Source organism: Pseudomonas sp. IT-P44, from assembly GCF_949768225.1.
Lineage (GTDB): Bacteria > Pseudomonadota > Gammaproteobacteria > Pseudomonadales > Pseudomonadaceae > Aquipseudomonas > Aquipseudomonas migulae.
Genome location: NZ_CATKQM010000032.1, coordinates 26,727 through 47,624, shown reverse-complemented (window position 1 = coordinate 47,624; position 20,898 = coordinate 26,727). Strand labels below are relative to the sequence as shown.

At 60.1% G+C, this 20,898-nt stretch carries 22 protein-coding genes; 12 read left to right on the top strand and 10 right to left on the bottom strand.

The window, feature by feature from the left end; all coding sequences use genetic code 11:
* Positions 1-178: 178 nt before the first annotated feature.
* Positions 179-1,765, bottom strand: a complete 1,587-nt coding sequence (locus ACM6IO_RS17695) for a winged helix-turn-helix domain-containing protein (protein ID WP_414911950.1) — start codon at positions 1,763-1,765, stop codon at positions 179-181.
* Between the two features lie 233 nt (positions 1,766-1,998).
* On the opposite strand from ACM6IO_RS17695, the gene ACM6IO_RS17690 reads away from it, so the two are divergent.
* From ACM6IO_RS17690 to ACM6IO_RS17675, 4 genes are all read left to right on the top strand, one after another.
* Positions 1,999-2,742 (top strand): SDR family oxidoreductase, encoded by a 744-nt coding sequence (locus ACM6IO_RS17690; protein ID WP_414911949.1) that lies wholly within the window; start codon positions 1,999-2,001, stop codon positions 2,740-2,742.
* A 45-nt stretch (positions 2,743-2,787) separates the two neighbouring features.
* Positions 2,788-3,198, top strand: a complete 411-nt coding sequence (locus tag ACM6IO_RS17685; protein ID WP_008042324.1) for a cupin domain-containing protein — start codon at positions 2,788-2,790, stop codon at positions 3,196-3,198.
* 98 nt (positions 3,199-3,296) lie between these two features.
* Positions 3,297-4,394, top strand: coding sequence for an HlyD family secretion protein (locus tag ACM6IO_RS17680; protein WP_008042326.1), 1,098 nt, complete (start codon positions 3,297-3,299; stop codon positions 4,392-4,394).
* Positions 4,391-5,986, top strand: coding sequence for a DHA2 family efflux MFS transporter permease subunit (locus tag ACM6IO_RS17675; RefSeq protein ID WP_192228796.1), 1,596 nt, complete (start codon positions 4,391-4,393; stop codon positions 5,984-5,986). The genes ACM6IO_RS17680 and ACM6IO_RS17675 overlap by 4 nt, the downstream gene beginning before the upstream one ends.
* Before the next feature lie 83 nt (positions 5,987-6,069).
* Here the strand turns inward: ACM6IO_RS17675 and ACM6IO_RS17670 are convergent, their stop codons facing one another.
* Complete coding sequence (locus ACM6IO_RS17670) at positions 6,070-6,510, bottom strand: phage infection protein (RefSeq protein ID WP_145316151.1); 441 nt, start codon at positions 6,508-6,510, stop codon at positions 6,070-6,072.
* A 219-nt stretch (positions 6,511-6,729) separates the two neighbouring features.
* Between ACM6IO_RS17670 and ACM6IO_RS17665 the strand changes: the two genes are divergently transcribed.
* Both ACM6IO_RS17665 and ACM6IO_RS17660 read left to right on the top strand, forming a co-directional pair.
* The gene (locus ACM6IO_RS17665) at positions 6,730-8,277 is read left to right on the top strand and encodes a T6SS phospholipase effector Tle1-like catalytic domain-containing protein (RefSeq protein WP_414911951.1); all 1,548 of its coding nucleotides are present in this window, start codon (positions 6,730-6,732) and stop codon (positions 8,275-8,277) included.
* Positions 8,277-8,936 carry a DUF2931 family protein gene (locus ACM6IO_RS17660; protein ID WP_414911948.1) on the top strand — a complete coding sequence of 220 codons (660 nt, stop codon included), beginning with the start codon at positions 8,277-8,279 and terminating at the stop codon, positions 8,934-8,936. Before ACM6IO_RS17665 ends, ACM6IO_RS17660 begins: the two co-directional genes overlap by 1 nt.
* Before the next feature lie 65 nt (positions 8,937-9,001).
* Here ACM6IO_RS17660 and ACM6IO_RS17655 read toward each other — a convergent pair whose 3' ends face one another.
* The gene (locus ACM6IO_RS17655; RefSeq protein ID WP_414911947.1) at positions 9,002-9,694 is read right to left on the bottom strand and encodes an RES family NAD+ phosphorylase; all 693 of its coding nucleotides are present in this window, start codon (positions 9,692-9,694) and stop codon (positions 9,002-9,004) included.
* The gene (locus ACM6IO_RS17650; RefSeq protein WP_414911946.1) at positions 9,688-10,092 is read right to left on the bottom strand and encodes an antitoxin Xre-like helix-turn-helix domain-containing protein; all 405 of its coding nucleotides are present in this window, start codon (positions 10,090-10,092) and stop codon (positions 9,688-9,690) included. The genes ACM6IO_RS17655 and ACM6IO_RS17650 overlap by 7 nt, the downstream gene beginning before the upstream one ends.
* 132 nt (positions 10,093-10,224) lie before the next feature.
* Between ACM6IO_RS17650 and ACM6IO_RS17645 the strand changes: the two genes are divergently transcribed.
* Positions 10,225-10,617 (top strand): GFA family protein, encoded by a 393-nt coding sequence (locus ACM6IO_RS17645; RefSeq protein ID WP_414911945.1) that lies wholly within the window; start codon positions 10,225-10,227, stop codon positions 10,615-10,617.
* Between the two features lie 395 nt (positions 10,618-11,012).
* On the opposite strand, the gene ACM6IO_RS17640 is transcribed toward ACM6IO_RS17645, so the two are convergent.
* Together ACM6IO_RS17640 and ACM6IO_RS17635 are read right to left on the bottom strand one after the other, a co-directional pair.
* Complete coding sequence (locus ACM6IO_RS17640) at positions 11,013-11,870, bottom strand: hypothetical protein (RefSeq protein ID WP_253402867.1); 858 nt, start codon at positions 11,868-11,870, stop codon at positions 11,013-11,015.
* Positions 11,871-11,988: 118 nt separating this feature from the next.
* Positions 11,989-13,167, bottom strand: coding sequence for a GGDEF domain-containing protein (locus tag ACM6IO_RS17635; protein ID WP_414911944.1), 1,179 nt, complete (start codon positions 13,165-13,167; stop codon positions 11,989-11,991).
* A 193-nt stretch (positions 13,168-13,360) separates the two neighbouring features.
* On the opposite strand from ACM6IO_RS17635, the gene ACM6IO_RS17630 reads away from it, so the two are divergent.
* Together ACM6IO_RS17630 and ACM6IO_RS17625 are read left to right on the top strand one after the other, a co-directional pair.
* Positions 13,361-13,975, top strand: a complete 615-nt coding sequence (locus tag ACM6IO_RS17630) for a dihydrofolate reductase family protein (protein WP_192228804.1) — start codon at positions 13,361-13,363, stop codon at positions 13,973-13,975.
* 32 nt (positions 13,976-14,007) lie between these two features.
* Positions 14,008-14,487, top strand: coding sequence for a VOC family protein (locus ACM6IO_RS17625; RefSeq protein WP_008035586.1), 480 nt, complete (start codon positions 14,008-14,010; stop codon positions 14,485-14,487).
* 29 nt (positions 14,488-14,516) lie between these two features.
* Here ACM6IO_RS17625 and ACM6IO_RS17620 read toward each other — a convergent pair whose 3' ends face one another.
* From ACM6IO_RS17620 to ACM6IO_RS17610, 3 genes are all read right to left on the bottom strand, one after another.
* Entirely contained in the window at positions 14,517-15,860 is a 1,344-nt protein-coding gene (locus ACM6IO_RS17620; RefSeq protein WP_414911943.1) for an MFS transporter, read from the bottom strand.
* Positions 15,861-15,976: 116 nt separating this feature from the next.
* Positions 15,977-18,106, bottom strand: a complete 2,130-nt coding sequence (locus ACM6IO_RS17615) for a TonB-dependent receptor family protein (protein ID WP_414911942.1) — start codon at positions 18,104-18,106, stop codon at positions 15,977-15,979.
* Between the two features lie 216 nt (positions 18,107-18,322).
* Positions 18,323-18,805, bottom strand: a complete 483-nt coding sequence (locus ACM6IO_RS17610) for an isochorismatase family protein (RefSeq protein WP_414911941.1) — start codon at positions 18,803-18,805, stop codon at positions 18,323-18,325.
* A gap of 110 nt (positions 18,806-18,915) precedes the next feature.
* Between ACM6IO_RS17610 and ACM6IO_RS17605 the strand changes: the two genes are divergently transcribed.
* Positions 18,916-19,068: a hypothetical protein gene (locus tag ACM6IO_RS17605; protein ID WP_414911940.1), complete on the top strand. Its 153-nt coding sequence runs from the start codon at positions 18,916-18,918 to the stop codon at positions 19,066-19,068.
* Here the strand turns inward: ACM6IO_RS17605 and ACM6IO_RS17600 are convergent.
* The gene (locus ACM6IO_RS17600; protein WP_008035576.1) at positions 19,065-19,682 is read right to left on the bottom strand and encodes a LysE family translocator; all 618 of its coding nucleotides are present in this window, start codon (positions 19,680-19,682) and stop codon (positions 19,065-19,067) included. The genes ACM6IO_RS17605 and ACM6IO_RS17600 overlap by 4 nt on opposite strands.
* Before the next feature lie 147 nt (positions 19,683-19,829).
* Here ACM6IO_RS17600 and ACM6IO_RS17595 point away from each other — a divergent pair, with 147 nt between their 5' ends.
* Complete coding sequence (locus ACM6IO_RS17595; protein WP_414911939.1) at positions 19,830-20,282, top strand: Lrp/AsnC family transcriptional regulator; 453 nt, start codon at positions 19,830-19,832, stop codon at positions 20,280-20,282.
* Positions 20,283-20,460: 178 nt separating this feature from the next.
* Positions 20,461-20,802, top strand: a complete 342-nt coding sequence (locus ACM6IO_RS17590; protein WP_414911938.1) for a hypothetical protein — start codon at positions 20,461-20,463, stop codon at positions 20,800-20,802.
* Positions 20,803-20,898: the final 96 nt, after the last annotated feature.

Below are 20,898 nucleotides of genomic sequence, written 5' to 3'. Positions count from 1 at the left end.
GCCCACGGAGCAGGACCGGAGCGAGGGCATGGCGAGCCTTAGCGAACCACCGAACGAAAGGGGCAAGAGCCCTTGGTTACTTGGGGCTCTTCCAAGTGACTCGCCGTAAGGGCGAAACCATAAGTGGCCGTTACCGCAGAAACGGATATACCCCCAAGCGAAGTAACCCGCACCACACTCACTCAGGCAACCCAGCCATCCGCAACCCCTGCGCAAAACGAGCAAGATCCTCTGGCCGCTGAATAGGCAGCCATTCTTTCAAATTGGAAACACGCAATGCAGGATCCAGCTCGCGCAAGCGCTGCATCGCCTGTTTCGCATTATCCATTTGTCCCCTCAGCGCATGACTGGCCGCCAGCAGCGCGACCGGAGGCAGCAGGGTGGGCAGGTTGCGTAATGCCTTATCCGCCCAGTCCGTCGCACAGTCATAGCGCCCGGCAACGAAGTGCGCGAGCGCCATGCCCACCTGCATCCTGAACATCTCCGGGTCCAGCGGGCTCAAGCGCACGGCATGGGTCAAAAACTCGATGGCGGCGTCTGTTTCACCGCGCAGTGCACGCAAAATACCGCCCAAAAACCAGGCAGGAGCGAGGTTCGGATTGAGCAGGCGCGCCCTGTCGAGCAGGGCAATGCCGCCATCGACATCACCAGTGAGATGGGCCAGCGCATGCCCGCTTCGCGTCAACGCCACCGCATCGTCCCGACCGAGCGCCATGGCCAGTCGCGCCAGCCGCGCACCTTCGGCGATCTCTTGAGGTCGATCGGTCATCCAGCCATTCAACTTGCGCCAGAAATGACACCACGCCGCCATGCCATAGGCCGACGCAAACTCCGGGTCGAGTTCGATGGCCTTGTAGAACATCACCAGCGCCTCCTCGATGGCTTCCCGTGTGCCGTTGTGCAGTTTCGCCATTCCCCGCAGGTAATAGTCGTAGGCACAAAGGCTTTCCGTCGGCTTGCGCTTGGCCCGTTCGATTTCCGCCCGTTCGAGCTGTGGCGCGATGGCACCGACGACGCTTTCAGTGATTTGATCCTGTAACTCAAAGATGTCGTCGAGCGTGCCTTCGAAGCGCTCCGCCCAGAGATGGGTTCCGGTCGTTGCATCAATCAGTTGCCCGGTGATGCGCACCCTGTCGCCGGACCTGCGCACGCTGCCTTCCAGCACATAACGCACGCCGAGCTCCTGGCTGACACCCTTGACGTCCACGGAGCGGCCTTTGTACGTGAAGCTCGAATTGCGCGCGATCACGAACAGCCAACGGATCCGCGACAGGGCAGCGATGATGTCCTCAACCACGCCGTCGGCGAAGTAATCCTGCTCCGGGTCGCCGCTGAGGTTCTGGAAGGGCAGGACAGTGATCGAGGGTTTGTCCGGCAGCACGAGGGGTTCATTCCGGTCGGCGGGCATGCCTGCGTCGATATCGTGTCCGTCAGGTTGCCGGGCCTCGGCGGTCTCGCCTGCCTCGACCAGGCCAATGAAGCGGTAACCCTTGCGCGGCACCGTGCGAACCAGACGCTGTTCCTCACCGGTATCGCCGATGGCCTTGCGCACCGCATTGATGTGGCTGGTGATCGTCGATTCCGAAACCACCCGGCCGCTCCACACTGCCCTGAGCAAGTCATCCTTGCTGACGACGCGATCGCGCTGGCTGACGAGCTGCAGCAATAAATCGAAAACCTGTGGCCCGATGGGCACGACTTGCCCGCGCAAGGTGAGTTCCCGGCGCTCTTGATCGAGTACGTAGTCTTCAAACACGAATGGCAAGGTAAATATCCCCTGGTCGAGCGGGTAATGGGTACGAGCAGTCGATAATACGGCAGCGCGTAACCGGCTGCACCGCCGAGTCAGGATGACATTCAAACGGCGGTTTTTTTGGACGAAAAACCAAGCGTGAGCGAAGGTAAATCCAAGGCCTGCGCAAGGACTTCGCTTACGCACGGGGGCACTCTTTGCTCATACCGACAGCAATGGTTGCCGTCGTGAAGCGGAGAGAACCCATGAAGATCGTCGTCATTGGAGGCACTGGCCTCATCGGATCGAAACTTGTGAACAACCTCCGCGAGCGCGGCCATGACGTGCTCGCAGCCGCCCCCAGTACCGGCATAAACAGCATCACCCGCGAAGGCCTGGCCGAAGCGATGGATGGCGCTGATATCGTCGTCGATGTGGCGAACGCACCGTCGTGGGAAGACCAGGCCGTCCTCGACTTCTTTGAAACCTCGAGCCGCAACCTGCTGGCGGCTGAAGCGGCCGCCGGCGTTCGTCATCACGTGGCCCTGTCAATCGTCGGTAGCGAACGGCTTCCCGAGAATGGCTATTTCCGGGCCAAGGTCGCCCAGGAAAACTTGATCAAGGCGTCCGGCATTCCTTACACCATTCTGCGGGCTACGCAGTTCTTCGAATTTGTCGGCGGTATCGCGCAATCGGCCGCCGTCGGTGAGGAGATTTGCCTTTCGCCTGCGCTGATCCAGCCAATGGCGTCCGACGACGTAGTGGCGGCGCTGACGGAGGTCACGCTGCAAACACCGGTCAACGGCACGCTCGAAGTCGCGGGGCCCGAGGCCATGCCGCTGGACGAACTGGTCAGGCGCTTTTTGCGGGCAACCGGGGACTCCCGCAAAGTCGTTCCGGACGTGCACGCACGCTACTTCGGCGCGGTGCTCGACGATCAATCGCTGACCCCCGGCACGCACCCGCGCCTGGGCGCGATTCGTTTCGAGGACTGGCTCGCCCGGTCCTGACACCGGGTTGCGCCCTCATCAAACAGACGCATAAGGAGATTTGCCATGTTCACCCGATATCTTCTGGCCGCTGCTTTCGCAGCGCTCTCGATCACCGCGTCGGCCGACGACAAGCCCGCGGGCAAGGTGACGGTCGTGTTCGACCGGCCCATTCCCAATATCCCCGGCAAGAGCATGAAAGGCGTGGTTGTCGAATATGGGCCTGGTGCCGCGTCGCCGGCCCACACCCATCCGAAAACGGCCTTCATTTATGCAACGGTCCTGGAAGGCTCGTTTCGCATCAAAATCAAAGACAAGCCGGAAAAGATCTACAACGTCGGCGAAAACTTCGTAGAGGAGCCTGGCTCCGTGCACGAAGTCAGCGCCAACGCCAGCGATACCCAACCTGCGCGTTTGCTGGCGGTGTTCGTCCTCGACTCCGATGAAAAGGTGCTCGTCACGCCCATCGGCAAGTGACCTCACACACGCGCTGATCGACGCGCGATAGCCGGGCGGCAGGCCACTGCCGCCCTTTGGCTGCTGCGTTTCCCGGCATTGAACAGGTAATGAGAGAAATGAACTCGCTCCAGGACAAGGCCGCCATTGCCGCCGGCGCAAGCGCCGAAATCCCTGTCGCCGTGACGCGCCGCAGCAAGAAAAAAATCATTGGCCGATTGCTGTGCGTCGCCGCCGTTCTGGTCCTGGCTGCCGGAGGGGCCGTGGCTGTTTTCAGCGGCGCGACCTCCACCGATAACGCTTATGTGCGCGGCGACGTGACCTCGCTCGCCGCCAAAGTGGCCGGGTACATCACGTCGGTAGAGGTCGAGGATAACCAGACCGTCCGGGCGGGTGATGTCCTGTTTCGCATTGATGATCGAGACTACCGCGCTCGGCTGGCGCAAGCCGTGGCGAATGTCAGTGCGGCCCAGGCTCGCCTGAGTCATGTCGATGCCCAGACCCAGCTTCAGCGTGCCCTGATCCGCCAGGCCGAAGCCCAGCGGCGTTCAGCTTCCGCCGAGATGAATCTGGCGACCAAGACCCATGATCGCAATCGCAAACTGATCGTCAGCAACGCGGTCAGCCACGCCCTTGTCGATGAAACCGCCGCCGCACAATCCAGAGCCGAGGCGACGGTATCGGCCGCCTCGGCATCGGTCGAGGCGCAACAGCAACACATCGCCGTGCTGGTCACCGAGCGCGAAGCAGCCGTTGCGGCGGTGAATCAGGCGCAGGCGGCGCGGGATCTCGCCCAGATCGATTTCGACAGCACCGTGGTCCGCGCGCCTGTCGATGGCGTTATCGGTAACCGCCAGGTTCGCGTGGGTCGGTATGTGACGACGGGCGTGTCGTTGCTCGATATCGTGCCGGTTCATGATGTGTGGGTCGTGGCGAACTTCAAGGAAACCCAACTCGAGCATATTCGCCCCGGTCAACGCGTGCGCATCACAGTTGACGGCTATCCGAACGAGGCACTTGAAGGCGTGGTCGACAGCTTTGCACCGGGCAGTGGTTCGGCATTCAGCCTGCTGCCCACGGATAATGCGACCGGCAACTTTGTTCGTGTCGTCCAGCGAGTGCCGGTGAAAATCCTGTTGGCCCACAACCCGTTGCCGGGCCGCATCGTGCCGGGCCTGTCAGCGCGGGTCGAGGTTGCGCAAGGAAGTGGCTCGTGAGCACGGTGGCCACCGCCACGCCGGGCAATGCCAGCGTGACGAACGGCCTCCTGCTCATGGCGGGCATTCTGCTTGCCGCGCTGACGGAAGCGCTCGCCGGCACCGTCCTGTCGCTTGGACGCAGCGACATCATCGGCGATACCTATGCAACCCCCGATGAGTTCGCCTGGCTGGACATTGGCTACACCGCGTTCAAGCTGATCGGGTTCGTGACCGCTCCTTGGTTGGTGAACCGTTTCGCTCCGCGTCAGGTCCTCATCAGCGCCACTTTGGTCATGGGTCTGGCGTGCGCCGTTGCCGCCATGACGGCTCGGCTGGATCTGCTGGTAGCGCTTCGAATTATCCAGGGCTTCGCCGGCGGCGCGCTGCTCGTCGGCGGGCAAGTGATCATCTTTCGCGCCTGGCCGCGATCACATCAACCCATCCTTCAGGCGCTGTTCGCCATGGGCGCGGTTGTCGCGCCCGCCACCCTCGCGCCGGCCCTTCAAGGGTGGTTGATCGATAGCCAGTCCTGGGCCTGGATTTTTTTCAGCGTTGTTCCGCTCGCCCTGGCGGCCAGTGGACTTTTGCTGACCGCCGACGCCCCGATGCCGACCAAGACACGGCATCGTCCGTTTGACGGGGTCGGCTTCTGCCTGGTCTGCGTCACCTTGTTGTGTTTTACCTATGTGCTCAGCCAGGGCAGCCGATGGGACTGGTTCGAGGAACCGCGCATCCTGTGGCTGACCGTGATGGGTGCAGCCGCGCTGCTGGCTTTTCTTGGCCAGCAACTGTTGACCCAAGGCCAGGGTGTGCTCGATTTCACCCTGTTCAAATCGAACGATTTTACCTTCGCCTTTATCGTCAGTTTTGTCGCCGGTGCGGCCTTGTTCGGCAGTGCGTTCCTGATTCCGGCGTTTGCACTGTCAGTCCTCGCGTTCACACCCACCGATGCCGGCCAGCTGCTGTTGCCCAGTGGTGCCTTTTTTATCGGGGCGTTGCTCATTTCGGCCTGGCTCATGCAGGCCCGCCGCGTTCCGCCGTTCGCTACCGTGCCCTTCGGCATCCTGATGATCATGGTTGCGATGTGGATGCTGTCCGGTTCCACCCATGAAAGCGGCGCCGACGACATGATGGCGGCCATCCTGTTGCGCGGGTTGGGTCTTGGTTTTCTGTTTCTGTCGATCACCCTGATCGCGTTCAGTGACCTCAACAGGCGCAACCTCGCCAGCGGCATAGGGCTTTTTAATACGGGGCGCCAGTTGGGTGGCCTGATGGGCGTCGCAGGGCTTCAGACGCTGATCGAGCATAACGTTGTCGCCAACTCGGTGGTCCTTGGCGCCAGCGTCACTCCGGGCGGGGGCGCGGTCATCGAACGGCTGACCACCACGACAGCGATGTTGTCGGCCAAAGGAATGGACGCAGTGGCTGCGGGTAGGGCGGCGATGAGCCTTCTGGGTCGTACCGTTACGGGTCAGTCCACCGTGATTGCGTTCGACAGCGCATTTGTTGCAGTGACGCTGCTTTTCGCAGTCGCCGCGCCCATGCTGGTCGGCATCAAAATCGGGTTGGGGCGATACGCGAAGCGGCGTGCTGCGGTGTCAACTCAATGAAGGCCCCTCATTTGTTTGACGCAAGAAAAAGCCCGGCTGATTAGGCCGGGCTTCTCGTTGAGTACCGCGATAGAGCCATTCATTCATACAGCGCGGCTTTCGATCAGACGGTCGGAACCACCTTCGGCAACGCGGTTTTCGATCAGGCGGTCGGAGCCACCTTCGGCAACGCGGTTTTCGATCAGACGGTCGGAACCACCTTCGGCAACGCGGTTTTCGATCAGGCGATCGGAGCCACCTTCGGCAACGCGGTTTTCGATCAGACGGTCGGAACCACCTTCGGCAACGCGGTTTTCGATCAGACGGTCAGAGCCACCTTCGGCAACGCGGTTTTCGATCAGACGGTCGGAACCACCTTCGGCCACACGATTTTCGATCAAACGATCCGAACCACCCTCAGCCACACGGCTTTCAATCAAACGATCCGAGCCGCCTTCAGCGACAACCGGGTGAGCGGACGAAGCGGCAAAAGCGTTAACTGCAAAAACCGAGAAAGCGATGCTGAGGAAGAGTTGGCGTTTCATGGTGGTGTGCTCCGGGGTGTAGTTGTTTGGTATGGAGGCGATGTTACGCCGCACAATTTTTAAGAGAACTTCATTGAATTAATGGTGACCATTGACGAAACCAATACATGGAAGAAGGTCCATGTTGTCCCAGTGATGGCATCTGGCTACGCGTTGCTTGATTGGATCCACAGTGGCACCCTCAGCGCCCGTTGCACCAAGGAGCCAGGTGATCAAGGAATGAGTGGATACGTACCCAACCCCCCGAAAAACTTCCGATACGACGAAGCCAAACCCGTCGACATCCACGCCAGACGCTGGGCCGAGTACGAGAAATACGGCAAGGCACCGGCGGCAGCGAAGGAGAAAGTCCGCGTCGCATTGCGCATTGGCGTGTTCTTCGACGGGACGCTGAACAATGCGAGCAACTCGGCTTCAGGATTGCTGTGTGGCGCCCATCATCCGATTTCGCCTGCGGATGTAGATGCGAGCTGCAAGCCGTATATGGCGGATCCGGAGGGGAGTTATGGGAATGATGTGAGTAATGTTTCGAAGTTGTTTGACCTCTATCCGGAATCGAAAGACGTACAGGGCGCAGGCTCGGTCAAACTAGCGCTGCGAAGCCTTTACGTTGATGGGATAGGCACAAGTGCCGGAACCGAAGACAGCCTCCTGAATGCAGCCACTGGGCGAGGAGCAACGGGTGTAGCGAGTAAGGTGCAGCAAGCGTTCGCGGACCTGAAAACATTGGTCAAGCGAGTAATCGAGAGTAATCCTGACAGCGAGATCACCTCGCTCACCTTTGACACGTTTGGTTTCAGTAGAGGCGCCGCTGCGGCACGGCATTTTGCAAACGAAATCGTCCGTTGCAAACAAGGGCCATTGGGAGAAGTGCTTCGAAGTAACCCCAAGGGTTTCAGCTCCAGCTTTGGCAGCCAATACAACAGCGAAATCATCATGGGTTTTGTCGGCCTGTTTGATACTGTTCCCTCTGTCGCGGGCTTTACAAATATGGGCGATATCAAAAGCCCGGTGGCTCCTGGCATTAACCTGTACCTGGACCGAAAATACTTCACCGATGTCGTGCAACTGACGGCTCGTGATGAACATCGTGCGAATTTTGCGTTGAGTAGTGTCGTTCCTGCGCATCCGGAAATTCCCCTGCCCGGTGTGCATTCCGACATTGGTGGTGGTTATCGCGAGGAAGTGGAAGAGTGTGTATTGGTGAGCCCAATGCAGGCCCTCACAATCAGTAAAGGTGAAGACATCCGTACCACCTCCATTTATCGAGACGCCCTTCAAGAGAAAGCCAAGTGGATTGCCAGCGGCTGGCCAGATGCAATGCTGGAGGTTGTTACTCCCGCGCCATCTGAGTTACCGGTGGCGGAGCAGGATCGTTTGGGGGGCAAAAAAGTCCGAGCCTATGCGGGTTTGCAACTAAAAAGATCGGTGAGTGGAAAGTTGTCGGTGGTATCTCTGCGCTTGATGCACAAGTTGGCGAAGGAGAAAGGCGTCCAGTTTGATGATGTTCCGCAAACTCCTGAGTACGCTGTCCCGGCAGAGCTTCAATCGTTCTGTGACAACGTCCTCGCAGGTCAGTACAAACCATCACCTGAAGAAGAAAGGTTGCTTAGGCTTAAGTACATCCACATGTCTGCTAACTGGAACAACCCGATTGGCGGCAGCCGTGAACGTGGGATGAAAATCCGCTACACCAATGCTCCAACGGATGACGGAGTCCGTGTTCGCCACCCACATATTGCTGACCCAGGCTGGAGATTATTTTGATGCGAGCAATCGTCATTTTGTTGTGCGCATTGCTGGCGGCAGGTTGTCAGGCATCCGAGCCGTTATCGGGCAAGGACGATCCGAAAAATCCTTGGTGGAGTCTCAGTTTCAACGAGCCGTTCTACATGAAGGTTTGGGTAGAGGACAGCGCTGTTGAAGACATCAATGGCAAGCTGTTCAACCGCACGGGCGGAGGTCGTGCATCCGGGGGAGAACCTGAGAATGGAACCGAAGCGGCGCGTGGATGGGGTGAGCATATCGGTGGCAGTATTCGGGGAGTGGTCGGCGCTGACTTGCCTAAGCGCATATATGTACGTTGGCAGTCCATCGTCGAGCCACAAACCTATCATGCGTGGGTGGATATTCCCGAGGAGGCGCGTCAAATCATGCACGCCTCTGTGAATGAGCGTTGCGCGACAAGACCGCAGGAGGCTGCCAATTACCGGGCGGCGATGTATGTCGGATTGGCTCCCGGCGGCATTGTGCAAGTGTGGGTAGAGGATAAATGCCTGAAAACGATCAAGGTCGCACGGGCCCAGGCTGAGATAGAACCGTTAGGACCGAGTCAGGGAAAGAGTGAAGGAAAGTATGCCTATCCAGTCAGTGAAAAGGCGAAGCGCTACATCGAACAATTCGGCATCCCCTACGGCAGTTGGTAACCCCCCCCACACAAACAAAAACGGGCGCCTATCAAGGCGCCCGTTTTCATTTCGGCATAACGCAATCAAGCCTCACTAATCTGACTGACACTCGTCACCTGCCCATTCCAGACCATCTCGTAATGCGCCGCCTGAATTACCGATAAAACCGGTTTCGGCGTCATCAGCGCCCAGCAATTACTGCCGTGCATTCGCACCGAGTGGTAACGAAGCCCGGGACAACCCGCCTCTTTGACTGACTTCCCTAAACGACGGGAGTGCGTGTAATCGTCCGGATCGTAAACAGGGTCCGTCATCGAAAGGGAGGTCGCATCTTTCATCCCGGCTTCCACAAAAGAGCAGGACAACCCGCGGAAGACGAACCGCTCGTAGTTGAGGCTCGGGACGTTCGACCAGTACAGGCTCTGATGATGCTTCACTTCAGCCAGTGCCGTTTCCAGGGTGTCCGCCAGATACAACACCCCAAAACTGCCATCGCTGAACCGCGAGCCTGCCGGGTTGACGTGGGTAAAGGGGGCCGTCGCATAGGAGCAGCCCGGAATGCCGAACGGGATTTCACTGCGGCGAATCAGCTCAAGGCGACCCACTTCATTTTTCAGCCTCGGGTTGGTGAGCTCCTGGATCTGATACAGCACTTCAAACTCGTCCGCGTCCGCCACGTCATCAAACAAGGCCACCGGGGGGAACTTGGAATTGACCAGTCGATAGGCTTGCAATGGCTCGCCGGCAAGTGCTGCCAGTTCGCTCAGCCTCACCATTGCGCGCCCCGCAGCACGTCGATGCGCCGGAAGGTCTCATACAAGGAAATCATATCGCCCTGAGCCATGATCTCGAGCGGGGAGCGGCCGTTGAAGAATTCGTTGTCGTTGGCCATCGACGGGAAGCCGTAGACGTTTTCCGGGTTGTCGAACACCAGGCGCAGCGCTGCGTGGATGTTGAGCACGAAACTGATGCGCTGCATCTGGTCCGCGTCCAGCGCCACGGCCCAGTCGGGATCGTGTTGGCGGGCGCGGGTGTAGGTGCTGCGGGAGATGCGCAGGATACGGCAGGCCTGATCGCTGGAGGCGCGCCATTTGTCGAGAATGCCGACAGCGGCGCGCAGGCCGGTTACGCACTGGCTTTTGGTGAAGGCTTGTTGCTGGAGGGCAACGGCCATGTTCATGACCTCAAATTGAATCTATAGAATCAAAATTAGGTAAAAAGCATCTGTAGAGCAAGTTCGTTGCGACCAGTGGTGGCTGCTATCGTAATAAGCCTTCCGGTCACACGAATTCAGAGGAGGCGCACCATGGACTCTTTTACCGGCGGTTGCCTGTGTGGCAACGTGAGAATCGAGGCATCCGGGCGGCCATACCGGGTCGGCCTCTGTCACTGTCTCGATTGCCGCAAGCATCATGGCGCGCTGTTTCACGCCTCCGCGATATTCCCCGAGCGTGCGGTGACGATCACCGGCGAAACCCGCGACTATGCCGGGCGTTTTTTTTGTCCGCGCTGTGGCTCCTCGGTTTTCGCCCGCACCGACGACGAAGTCGAAGTGAACCTGGGATCGCTGGATGCCCCGGACCAACTGACGCCCACCTATGAAAGCTGGATCATTCGCCGCGAGCAGTGGTTGCCGCCGTTTCCATTGACCCGCCGATACAAGCACGACCGCAAAGGCACGGGACGTTTTGAAGGGTAGCCCCCAAACCTGTAGGAGCCGGCTTGCTGGCGATGGCGGCCTCAAGGGCTGCGCAAAAGTCCGGATTGCTTCGCCAGCAAGCCGGCTCCTACAGGGGTTGTGTTCTACCAGCGGCCTCAACGTTGTGAATGCCACCGACCAGGCACCCCGGAACCTGTAGGAGCTGGCTTGCCAGCGATGAGGCCCACGAAATCAACGCAATATTCAAGGCCCAATCGCCAGCAGGCTGGCTCCTACAGGGGTTGTGTTCTACCAGCGGCATCAGCGTTGCGAATGCCTCCGACCAGACACCCCGGAACCTGTGGGAGCTGGCTTGCCAGCGATGAGGCCCACGAAATCAACGCAATATTCAAGGCCCAATCGCCAGCAAGCCGGCTCCTACAGGATCGGCGGTGTCACGAAACCAGTGATTGCAGCTTTTTCATAATCCCGACGCTCGGATCTGTGTTTTTGGCCGAGCCGGATTGTTCGTTGTCGGATCCGTCCGTCACGATACCCGCGAGGATTTCAGCCAGGTTGTGGAAATGCCCGGTCTTCTTCTCGGCGGGGTCCAGGCTCGAACTCTGATTCAGCGCCGCTTCCAGCGACAAATGCTGGGACAGCCACTCAGGCTTGGCTTTCTCTTCGGGGCTCATGTTGTCCATGAAATCCAGGGCGGCGCGGGCCCGACCGTAAGGGTCGTTGATAAACGGGTCTTTCCAGTTTTTTTGCTGGTCTGCCGGGCCACTGTAGTAACCGGTGGCGAGGCGCGCCTGTTGGCGCATCAAGGCTTGTGCCGAGGCTTGTTCCTCTGCGGTGAAGGTCCCGCCCTGATTGGTGGCGACGGCGTTCAGCGAACGTCGATCCAGATCGCCCATCAACGCATTCCGGTCTTCATCGCTGCCGGTATACGGTTTGCCGCTGGCTTTCATCAGCGCGTATTTTTCATCCATGCGCTTGCGGGCATCGGTGGCCACTTCGGCAAACGTCTTGTCCTTGGAACTGGAGACCGCGCCAGGCTTGGAGGCACCGAGGACGAGTGCGTCAGCGTTCATTCCCGAACGCACCGGAAAGAACGGCGCGTTGCCGGCGATCGAATTGCTGTAGGCGGTGGAGGTGCTGGACAGGCTCACCGAATCGTCGTTCGGTGTCTTGGCCGGATCATCCTGAGCCACGCGTTGCTGTTGCGCAGCCGCCGCAGCCTTCGCCTCGGCGGCAGAGGTGTAGGCCGACATCGCCGCATTCGTTGAAGTCGAAGTTGAAGCAGTGATCATTGTTCTTCCTTGACGAGAGCGGCTCGTAAATGGCCGCATTGGATCGCTTTGTATCGGACAAGATACGCAGTATTTGTGAACCTATCACTCATGCATGCGTATCAACACAACTGGCGAGTCAGCGGGTAGGTGACAGCTCGTCGCTGGCCAGGGTCCGATCCACCAGGCGCAGGCTGTTGCGTCCGCCGCGCTTGGATTCGTAAAGCGCGGCGTCGCCTTGCTCGATCAGGGCGGCCAGGCTCGACGGCGGCTGGTCGAACAGGTTGGCGCCGATGCTCAATGTGACCGGTTCAGGCGTGGTGAATGCCTGTGCGGCGGCCTGGTGAAACCGGTCCCGCAGCGCGTTGCCCAACCCGACGACTCGCTCACTCGATGCGTCATTCAGCAGGATGACAAATTCGTCACCGCCCAGCCGGGCCGCCAGTGCACCGCCGGGCAAAACCGCGCGAATCATCTCGCTCAGCGAAACCAGCAATCGATCGCCGGCCGTGTGGCCGTAGAGGTCGTTGACCAGTTTGAAGTTGTCGATGTCGATCAGCAGCAGCGCGCCCGGTCGCGTGCCCGAGACGTTCTCCAGCAGGCGCGGTGCCCGTACTTCGAGGGCGCGGCGGTTGTACAGGGCGGTCAACGGATCGCGTGCCGCCAGTCGTTCAATCTGTTTCTCCCGCCGGTAGCGCTCGGTGCCGGTCATCGAGAGCGCGATCAGCATGATCGCCATCGCGCCCTCAACCAGCGAAATCTGGATGATCTCGCCACGAAAGGCCGCCAGATCGATCAGCGTGCCTGGCACGACCACCGATATCGCCTTGGCCAGATAAAACAGCCCGTGGGTCAGCAGCACATAACGCAGTTGCACCGCGCCCACGCTCAAAGACTTGCCATGAGGACGCAAGAGGAAGCTGGCCCTGAGCGTCGGCAGGGCGACCAGCAGCGAATTGGCCACCAGCATGATCTTCGACCACGACGCTTCGTCCGGCAGCAACAACATGGCAAACCAGGCTGCAAAAATCAGGTACCAGGCACGAGACAGGCGCACCTGCGTAAAACGCGCGACGCCCAACAGGAACAGAAAGTGCGCCGTCACCAACAGGCCGTTGGCGAACCAGATACCGATCAGCAACAGGCCGCTGATACGCAGCAAGGCGAGGGTCGAACCCACGGTGATCGTGGCAAATCCTGCGCTCCAGAACAGCAGCGAGGGTTCGCGAATGCTGCGCCACTCGATCGCCAGATACAGCGCGGCGGCCGCTGCGAGGGCGATAGAGAGTGTCAACATCGTTGGAGGGTCGAGCGCCATAGCCGGACGGGTCTGCCTGATCTGCGGGAGAGGGCTGTGATTGTAGCGTTCAAGACTGTTTTTCGCAGGGCTCGTCATCCGTATATCGCACTGTCGATTTCCGGGCGTCTCGTTCGACTACGGTTAAGGAATGCGCCTGATCGTCGGTGTTTCCTGCAAGAGCGCTGTCACGAAGACCAACCGGGAGAAGACCATGCGCACGCTCACCGTTGCCGCTTTCATCAGTCTTGATGGCGTTATTCAAGCACCCGGCGGGCCCGAAGAGGATCCCGGCGGCGATTTCCGTTTCGGTGGCTGGATCGTGCCTTACGCCGACGAAGCCTCCGGCCAGGCCATCAACGAACTGTTCTCGCAGCCGTTCGAGTTACTGCTGGGGCGCCGAACCTACGACATTTTCGCGGCGTATTGGCCCGGTAAAAACGGCCATCCCATCGGCGACCTGTTCAACCGCGTGGCAAAGCACGTCGCCACGCATCGACCCGATACGCTCGACTGGCAGAACAGTCATGCACTGAAAGGCAACCTTGCTGACGCGATACGCGTGCTCAAGCAGCAGGACGGCGCCCGTTTGTTGACCCAGGGCAGCAGTGATCTGGTGCGCCAATTGCTGGCCGCCGGGTTGGTCGACGAGCTGCGGCTGATGACGTTTCCCGTGGTCCTGGGGCGCGGCAAGCGCCTGTTCGGCGACGATGCGCTGGCGTCGGCGTTCACCCTGGCGCACTCGATCACCACGCCAGCGGGTGTATTGATCAGCCGCTACGAACGCAGCGGCGAAGTACGTACAGGAACGTTCGAAGACGTTGACTAGGAAAAACCGCCACATTCATTTGGAGAACAAAAATGGTCAGCAAAAACACGATTTGCCTGTGGTATGACGGCACCGCGCTGGACGCCGCGACGTTCTACGCCGAAACATTTCCGGACAGCGCGGTGAACGCTGTCCACCGCGCCCCCGGCGACTATCCGGCGGGCAAGAAGGGCGACGTCCTGACGGTGGAGTTCACGGTGATGGGTATCCCGTGTCTCGGGCTGAACGGCGGGCCGTCGATCAAGCACAACGAGGCCTTCTCGTTTCAGGTGGCGACCGACGATCAGGCCGAGACGGACCGCTTGTGGAACGCGATAGTGGGGAACGGCGGCGAAGAAAACGTCTGCGGCTGGTGCCGGGACAAGTGGGGTTTGTTCTGGCAGATCACCCCTCGGGTGCTGACGGCGGCGATCACTGATCCCGATCCCGCCGCGGCCAAGCGTGCATTTGAGGCGATGATGCAGATGGGCAAGATCGACGTCGCGGCGATTGAAGCGGCGCTCAGGGGTTAGCCGGGTTAAACAGACCACGAGGGTGAGTTTCACCCTCGTGCCACCGCCGGCACCTCTGTTTGCTTTTCGCCCGATGAAACATCGTGCAGGGAGATCTTCGAAGTCTCCGGCAACGCCAGGCCGCCAACCAATGCCAACACCGCAATGGCAATCAGGTAGAACGCCGGCGAGAGATTGCTGCCGGTGGTACTGATCAGCCAGGTCGCCATCAGCGGCGCGGTGCCACCGAACAGGGTGTAGGCCATGTTGTAGGTGATCGCCGATGCGGTGTAGCGAGTGCGCGTCGGGAAGGTTTCCGAGAGCAGGGCGGCGGTCACCACGTTACACAACACGGCGCCAATCGCCAGGAGCATGACGCCAACGATGGAGGCTGCGAACGAGCCGGAACTGGCCATCATGAACGATGGATACACCGCCACGATTAACAGCGCGCAGGCCGTCATCACCGTCATGCGCCGCCCGACCCGGTCCGAAAACAAACCGGCCAACGGGCACATCAGTGCGGCGAAGATCAGTGCAATCAGCGACACCAGCAACGCCGTTGCGCGACTCAGGCCGCCCGCGACCTGCAAGTAAGTCGCGAAGTAGGTGGTGAACATGTAGAACGACAGGGCCGTCAACGAGATGAACGCACCCAGGTAGCAGATGGCCGAGCCATGGTTGCGCAGGGTCTCCTTGAGCGGGGAGTGCGCGACGGCATGTTGCTGGGTGACGGCCTGGAACGCCGGGGTTTCATCCATCTTCCAGCGCAGGTAGAGACCGACCAGGCCCAGTGGTGCGGCAATCAGGAACGGCAGGCGCCAGCCCCAGCTGCCCATGGCTTCGGCCGACAGTGATGCCTCGAGTGCGTAAGCCACCACGGCTGCCGATGCAAACGCGGCAAAGGTCGACACCGGAATGAAACTGCCATACCACGCTCTTTTATCGCTGGGGGCATGTTCCATCAGGTACGCGCAGGCACCGGCATATTCGCCGCCTGCGGAAAAACCCTGGGCGCAGCGGATCAGACTCAGCAGCACCGGTGCCGTGACACCGATCGCGGCGTAGGTCGGCAACAAACCGATCAGGGTCGTCGCGCCCGCCATCAGCAGGATGGTCATCGCCAGGGTACGCTTGCGACCAATCCGGTCACCGAGCATGCCGAAGAAAATCCCGCCCAGAGGCCGAAACGCAAAGGCCACGGCGAATACCGCAAAGGTTTTCAGCAGCGCAGCGCTGGCATCGCCGCTGGGGAAAAACTGCTGGGCGATGGTCGTCGCCAGAAAGCCGTAGACGGCAAAGTCAAACCACTCGACGAAATTGCCGATACCGGCGGCGACAATCACTTTTCTCAGGGTTTGCGGGCTGACCTGCTCTGTCGCGGCGCTTGTCATGCTGAACCTCGATGTCTCATGGGTTTAGCGTTCGATTATCGCGGCAGCCGCTGAAACGTCTCAGCTCAAAAGTGTCGTCGGCATAGTCAGGACCGACTCAAAAGCATGCCCAGGCCTCAGCGCAAACTCCACGACACCCCGACATACGCCGCCATACCTTCGCCCGGCGTCGACCGTGCCGCGTCCAGACCTTTGTCGTCGTAGCCCGGCGTGACGGTGGCGGCGTAGTGCTTGTTGGTCAAGTTGCGCAGGTCCAGCCAGGTCTGCCAGTCACCCTTGGGCGCGTTGTAGCCCACAGTCGCGCCGAACAGTGCGTAAGGGTCGGCGTAATAGCTGTTGGCGTAATCGACCGCAGTTTTCGACACCCACTGCGAATTGAGCCCGGCGAAGAAACCCTGGGGCCAGTCGTAGCGCAGTTCGCCCTGGTAGTAGTGCATCGGCAAGCCCGGCAGGCGGTTGTCGCCGAAGCGGTCGTCATCGCGGTAGTGGAAGTCGCTGAAGGTGTAGCTCTGGCGCAAGCTCAGTTGGCCGCCATCGCCGGACGACCACAGGTTGCTTTGCAGGCTGGCTTCCACGCCTTGGTGCACGGTCGGGCTGGCGTTGAGTTCGTAAGGCGTCACGGCATTGGCATCCGGCAACACCGAAAGCAATTCGTGCTGCACCTGAGCGTAGTACCAGGCCAGGCTCCATTGCCCCATCGTGCTGTCGCCGCGGCCGCCGAGTTCCAGGGTGGTCGCGGTCTGGTTCTGCAGTTTGATCGGGTCGCGCTGGGCGCCTGTGGCGACACCGCTGCCTGCCGGGAAGCGAATGTTGGAGCTGTAGATCAGCGACCACGGGTGCGGCGCTTCGACCGAGCGGCTGAGATTGCCGAACAGCTGCAAGTCCGGTGTGAGTTGGTAGCGCAGGCCCACGCGTGGTGCGTAGTCCCAGTCGTTGAGGCTGGTTTTGCCGCCACCTTCCGGGAAGGTCACGGCGCTTTCGCGGCGGGTGTAAATGGCTGCGAGGCCGGTGGTCAGCCAAAGGTCGTCGGCGATCTCCAGGTCATTGCCCATATGCAAGACCGTGTCTGAACCCTGGTAGGTGAAGTTGCGAATGGGCGTGCCCGGCGCATAGCCGGCGGTGTTGCCGGTGGGGATGCGCACTGATTCGCTGGCGCCGGCATTGGGCAGGTGCTTCGTCACGCGCAGGCCCAGCGTGCTTTGGCTTTCCAGGCCCCAGAGGGTGTCGCGACGCTTATAGTCGAAGGTGCCGCTGACGTCCGTGTACGCCACCTTCAAGCGGTTCGGGCCCTCACGCAAATCCATCGGGTAGTCATGGTAGACAAGGCCGGTCTGGATACTCGAATCGTCATCGATGTAGTAGGTGGTCTTGTTGCCGAAGAAGGTGCTTCCCGGTTGTTCGCGACGATCATCCCGCGTCACGTAAGCAGGGTTGGCCGCCCGTGGGTCGTGCTCGATGGAGTGCTTGGTCACCCGCCCGGCGAGGTCGTTGTCGGTCTGGCGATAGCGCAGATAAAAGCGCGTTTCCAGCTTCGGGTTGAAGCGATAGCCGAAGTTGGCAATGACGCCCTGGCTCTCGCTGGCCGTGTGATCCTGATAGCCGTCGGCGCGCGCATCGGTCGTGGACACGTAGTAGTCGAAATCCCCCAGCACCTGCCCGGAACTGACCTGACGCTGCTGATAACCGTGGCTGCCCATGGCGTAGCGCACTTGCAACAGCGGTGCGTCGTAGCCGGTGTGGCTGATGTAATCGATGGCTCCGCCCAAGGCCAGCGCGCCCCTGTCAAAACCGTTGGCGCCGCGCAGCACTTCCACATGATCGAGCCACAGCGGCTCCAGCAACTCGTAGGGCGTGCCGCCCGGGCCGGTCAGCGGCAGACCGTCGAGCATGGCGTACAGCCCCGAGGCATGGGCGCCCGGTGCACGGTTGATCCCCGAGCCACGGATCGAAATCTTCACCCCTTCATTGCCCGCAGACTGGGCATAGACCCCCGGCTGATAGGCCAGCACATCCTGGTTGCTGGCCACGCGACCCTGAAGGGGGCGGCGCATATCGACCACATTGGTGCCGCCGGGCACCTGGGCAAGCCGGGCCTCGGCGTCCTCGATCGTCTGGTCTTCGCCGCGCTGCTCCTCAGCCTGAATCAGCACCTGTCCCAGCTCCAGGCCTTGGGCTTCCTCGGCCATGGCCGGACAGGCAAGCGCCAGCCCCAGCAGCGTAGCGGGCAGGGATTTGGGCGAGGGCATCGAGAGAACTCCAGACAGATAGAAACGGGCAGTGAGAACTGCGACGTATGAACTAACGAGTGGAACACATGGCAATTTTGCTTTTTTGCCAGCTCAACGTTCATCCGCTTCGGTGCAGCCATCCTGACCATGCGCCGACAGGCTGCCGCACAAGAGACGTGCGCCTATCCACGAATGCCTGCTGCGGTGGATTTCCTGTTCGTGATCACGTCACTTTTACTCGGCGATCAATCCTGAAAGAACTTCAGCTGAGGTGGTGGTGTGCCGAAAATGGTGGGTCCAGAGGCTGATACCCAGTTGCCCGGAGCGGTCCAGGGATGAACCCACCGTGAGGTCGGTGACGAGCGTTGGATAAAGGCCGGCGTCAAACAGTGCAAAGCCTGCGGCCAGGACACAGGTATCCGTCTGGATACCGCAAACCAGGACACGGTCCGGCTTCAGGCGCTTCAAATAGTCCATGGTCTCTGGCGAAGGTGCATAGCCGTGCTTGACGAAAACCTGCTCTGTTTTTACCGCGCTGCTGTCGAGCGCCGCAGGGTGCCAGCCGAGCTGTTGATGGAACGGCGTGCGCTGTTCGTCATGCAGCTCGACGGTCGCCACCGCCGGGACAACGTCCGCGAGTTTTTGAATACCCTTCACGAGCCATTCAGACGGCGAGAAGGTGGATTGAACATCCACAACGAGAAGAACTTGGCGCATGGTCTGGATTCTCCATTCGGCGCGCTACATTATCACCCCGTGCACTCAGCGCCAGTGCACAGCAGGTGTCTGAGTGACAGGACTGCTACTCATATCAAGGAGACACCAAGATGGTCGAAGAGATTTTGAAATCGAAGCTGGTCAATTTTCTGGTGCCCGACGCCCGAGTGGACTACGACACCGTGAGTGATCTGTACGACGAGGCGGGGAGTGTTGGCGCGGGGCAAAAGCGCTGTGCAATGCTGGCCTTGTCAATGGCTTAACCCAACAGCTGCTCGCCGAGCAAAACGACCGCGATGATGATCATGGCCGTTCCGGAGAAACGACTGACACACCGGGCCGCGGCGGGGCGTGCTTGCAGTACGGCCTGTGAGCCGAATCCCACGAGCAAATAAATCACGCCACAACTGACCGTGTGGATGAGCCCCAGCGCAATCATCTGCATCGGCACAGGCCAGGCCGCTGCCGCGTCGGTGAACTGAGGCAACAGCGCCAAAAACAGCAAAAACACTTTCGGATTCAGCCCGCTCACACAAAGCCCCTTGATCGCCCAACGCTGCCAGGAGCCCGGCGCCTGAGCATCATCTGAGTGCGGTGTAGCGGGGCGGGCGAGCATGTTGATGCCCAACCACAGCAGATAACCGGCCCCGGCAACGGTCAGCACCGACAAGGCAACGGGGTGGTTGGCCACCAACGTGCCGACGCCCGCGGCAACGATCATCGTGGCAATCAAATGACCGGACAACAGCCCGCCCACGGCGGGTATCACGACCCGGCCCTTCAACCCCGCCGAAATCGCGTAAGCCCAATCTGCACCCGGCGTGATGACGAACAGAATCGACACCGCCCAAAAAGCCACGAAAACACTCAAGGTCATGGCGCTAACCACTTCTGCTGCTGATACACCGTGCTCTGCATCGTCCCGCTCCGAAAAATATGGATGCGAGGAAGAATAAGGAAATCTTGTTAGAATTTACTTTCAAAGATGATCATCAGAATGCGCAGAGTTAGGAGAAAATTCTAAATGGACAGGATTGATCGCAAGATTCTTTCTGAGCTGCAAACGGACGGTCGCCTGTCGGTCACCGAACTCGCCGAGCGCGTGGGCCTGAGCCTTTCCCCTTGCCATCGACGCGTCCGGGCATTGGAGGAGTCGGGTGTGTTGCTCGGCTACAGAGCCCAATTGGACCCAAGCGCATTGGGCCTTAACTTTTCCGCAATGGTGTTTGCCACGTTGCGCGAGGGCGACCGCAAAGCGGTCGAGGCGTTCGAGACGGCGCTCGTCGACATCCCGCAGGTGGTCGATGCCCAGCGGTTGTTCGGCGAACCGGATTATCTGCTGCACGTCATCACCCAGGATTTGCCGGCCTTTCAACGGCTCTACGATGAAAGCCTTTCGACCTTGCCCAATGTGCAGCGGCTGACGTCGACGCTGGTCATGAAACGGGTGGTGCAGGACAGGCCTTTGCCCCTGTGATGTGAGAGGCGGGCAATGGAAAGCACACGATCCCGCGTGGATTTCAGGATGGTCGATGAACACGTAATGCTGGCTTAATTCATGTCCGGTGTTATCGCCTGCGTCGGAACCTGACGACGGGTTGCTGACGACTCAAATCCCATCGTAAGAGCCATTTGCAGCGACTACACTCCAGCCCATGAAACGCTATCTGCGGTTTTGCATCATTTTCATGATCAGCCTGGCGCTTCCCCTCAGCGGGATGGCGGGTGTTCAGGCACCGACAGAACCGTGCCCCATGAAGACGATGGGCATGGCGATGATGGACGGCATGGGGATGGACTGCTGCAACGACATGAAAAGCCCCACCGAGCACGGCAAGCCTTGCAAACCAGGCCAGGAATGCAAGACGGGCGGCATGCTGCAAGTCTCGATTATCAAGCCTCCCATAACCGCATTCAGCCCCGTAGCGATTTCCTTCTTTAGCGATTCCCTGCCCGTGCAAACCCCGTCCGGGGTATGGCGACCGCCCCGCGTTTGATTCCTGTCCCACATCGAACCTCATTCCGCATTAGCGGGATGACCTGGCTGTGCGCATGTCTTTTGACGCGCGCAGTTGATGATCACAGGAATCGTA

What these genes read in the sequence shown, in the direction of transcription:
- ACM6IO_RS17690 (WP_414911949.1), top strand. Translation starts at nt 1,999, where the DNA reads ATGAAGATCGTCGTCATTGGAGGCACTGGCCTCATCGGATCGAAACTT.
- ACM6IO_RS17685 (WP_008042324.1), top strand. Translation starts at nt 2,788, where the DNA reads ATGTTCACCCGATATCTTCTGGCCGCTGCTTTCGCAGCGCTCTCGATC.
- ACM6IO_RS17680 (WP_008042326.1), top strand. Translation starts at nt 3,297, where the DNA reads ATGAACTCGCTCCAGGACAAGGCCGCCATTGCCGCCGGCGCAAGCGCC.
- ACM6IO_RS17670 (WP_145316151.1), bottom strand. Translation starts at nt 6,510, where the DNA reads ATGAAACGCCAACTCTTCCTCAGCATCGCTTTCTCGGTTTTTGCAGTT.
- ACM6IO_RS17665 (WP_414911951.1), top strand. Translation starts at nt 6,730, where the DNA reads ATGAGTGGATACGTACCCAACCCCCCGAAAAACTTCCGATACGACGAA.
- ACM6IO_RS17660 (WP_414911948.1), top strand. Translation starts at nt 8,277, where the DNA reads ATGCGAGCAATCGTCATTTTGTTGTGCGCATTGCTGGCGGCAGGTTGT.
- ACM6IO_RS17655 (WP_414911947.1), bottom strand. Translation starts at nt 9,694, where the DNA reads ATGGTGAGGCTGAGCGAACTGGCAGCACTTGCCGGCGAGCCATTGCAA.
- ACM6IO_RS17650 (WP_414911946.1), bottom strand. Translation starts at nt 10,092, where the DNA reads ATGGCCGTTGCCCTCCAGCAACAAGCCTTCACCAAAAGCCAGTGCGTA.
- ACM6IO_RS17645 (WP_414911945.1), top strand. Translation starts at nt 10,225, where the DNA reads ATGGACTCTTTTACCGGCGGTTGCCTGTGTGGCAACGTGAGAATCGAG.
- ACM6IO_RS17640 (WP_253402867.1), bottom strand. Translation starts at nt 11,870, where the DNA reads ATGATCACTGCTTCAACTTCGACTTCAACGAATGCGGCGATGTCGGCC.
- ACM6IO_RS17635 (WP_414911944.1), bottom strand. Translation starts at nt 13,167, where the DNA reads ATGGCGCTCGACCCTCCAACGATGTTGACACTCTCTATCGCCCTCGCA.
- ACM6IO_RS17630 (WP_192228804.1), top strand. Translation starts at nt 13,361, where the DNA reads ATGCGCACGCTCACCGTTGCCGCTTTCATCAGTCTTGATGGCGTTATT.
- ACM6IO_RS17625 (WP_008035586.1), top strand. Translation starts at nt 14,008, where the DNA reads ATGGTCAGCAAAAACACGATTTGCCTGTGGTATGACGGCACCGCGCTG.
- ACM6IO_RS17620 (WP_414911943.1), bottom strand. Translation starts at nt 15,860, where the DNA reads ATGACAAGCGCCGCGACAGAGCAGGTCAGCCCGCAAACCCTGAGAAAA.
- ACM6IO_RS17615 (WP_414911942.1), bottom strand. Translation starts at nt 18,106, where the DNA reads ATGCCCTCGCCCAAATCCCTGCCCGCTACGCTGCTGGGGCTGGCGCTT.
- ACM6IO_RS17610 (WP_414911941.1), bottom strand. Translation starts at nt 18,805, where the DNA reads ATGCGCCAAGTTCTTCTCGTTGTGGATGTTCAATCCACCTTCTCGCCG.
- ACM6IO_RS17605 (WP_414911940.1), top strand. Translation starts at nt 18,916, where the DNA reads ATGGTCGAAGAGATTTTGAAATCGAAGCTGGTCAATTTTCTGGTGCCC.
- ACM6IO_RS17600 (WP_008035576.1), bottom strand. Translation starts at nt 19,682, where the DNA reads ATGACCTTGAGTGTTTTCGTGGCTTTTTGGGCGGTGTCGATTCTGTTC.
- ACM6IO_RS17595 (WP_414911939.1), top strand. Translation starts at nt 19,830, where the DNA reads ATGGACAGGATTGATCGCAAGATTCTTTCTGAGCTGCAAACGGACGGT.
- ACM6IO_RS17590 (WP_414911938.1), top strand. Translation starts at nt 20,461, where the DNA reads ATGAAACGCTATCTGCGGTTTTGCATCATTTTCATGATCAGCCTGGCG.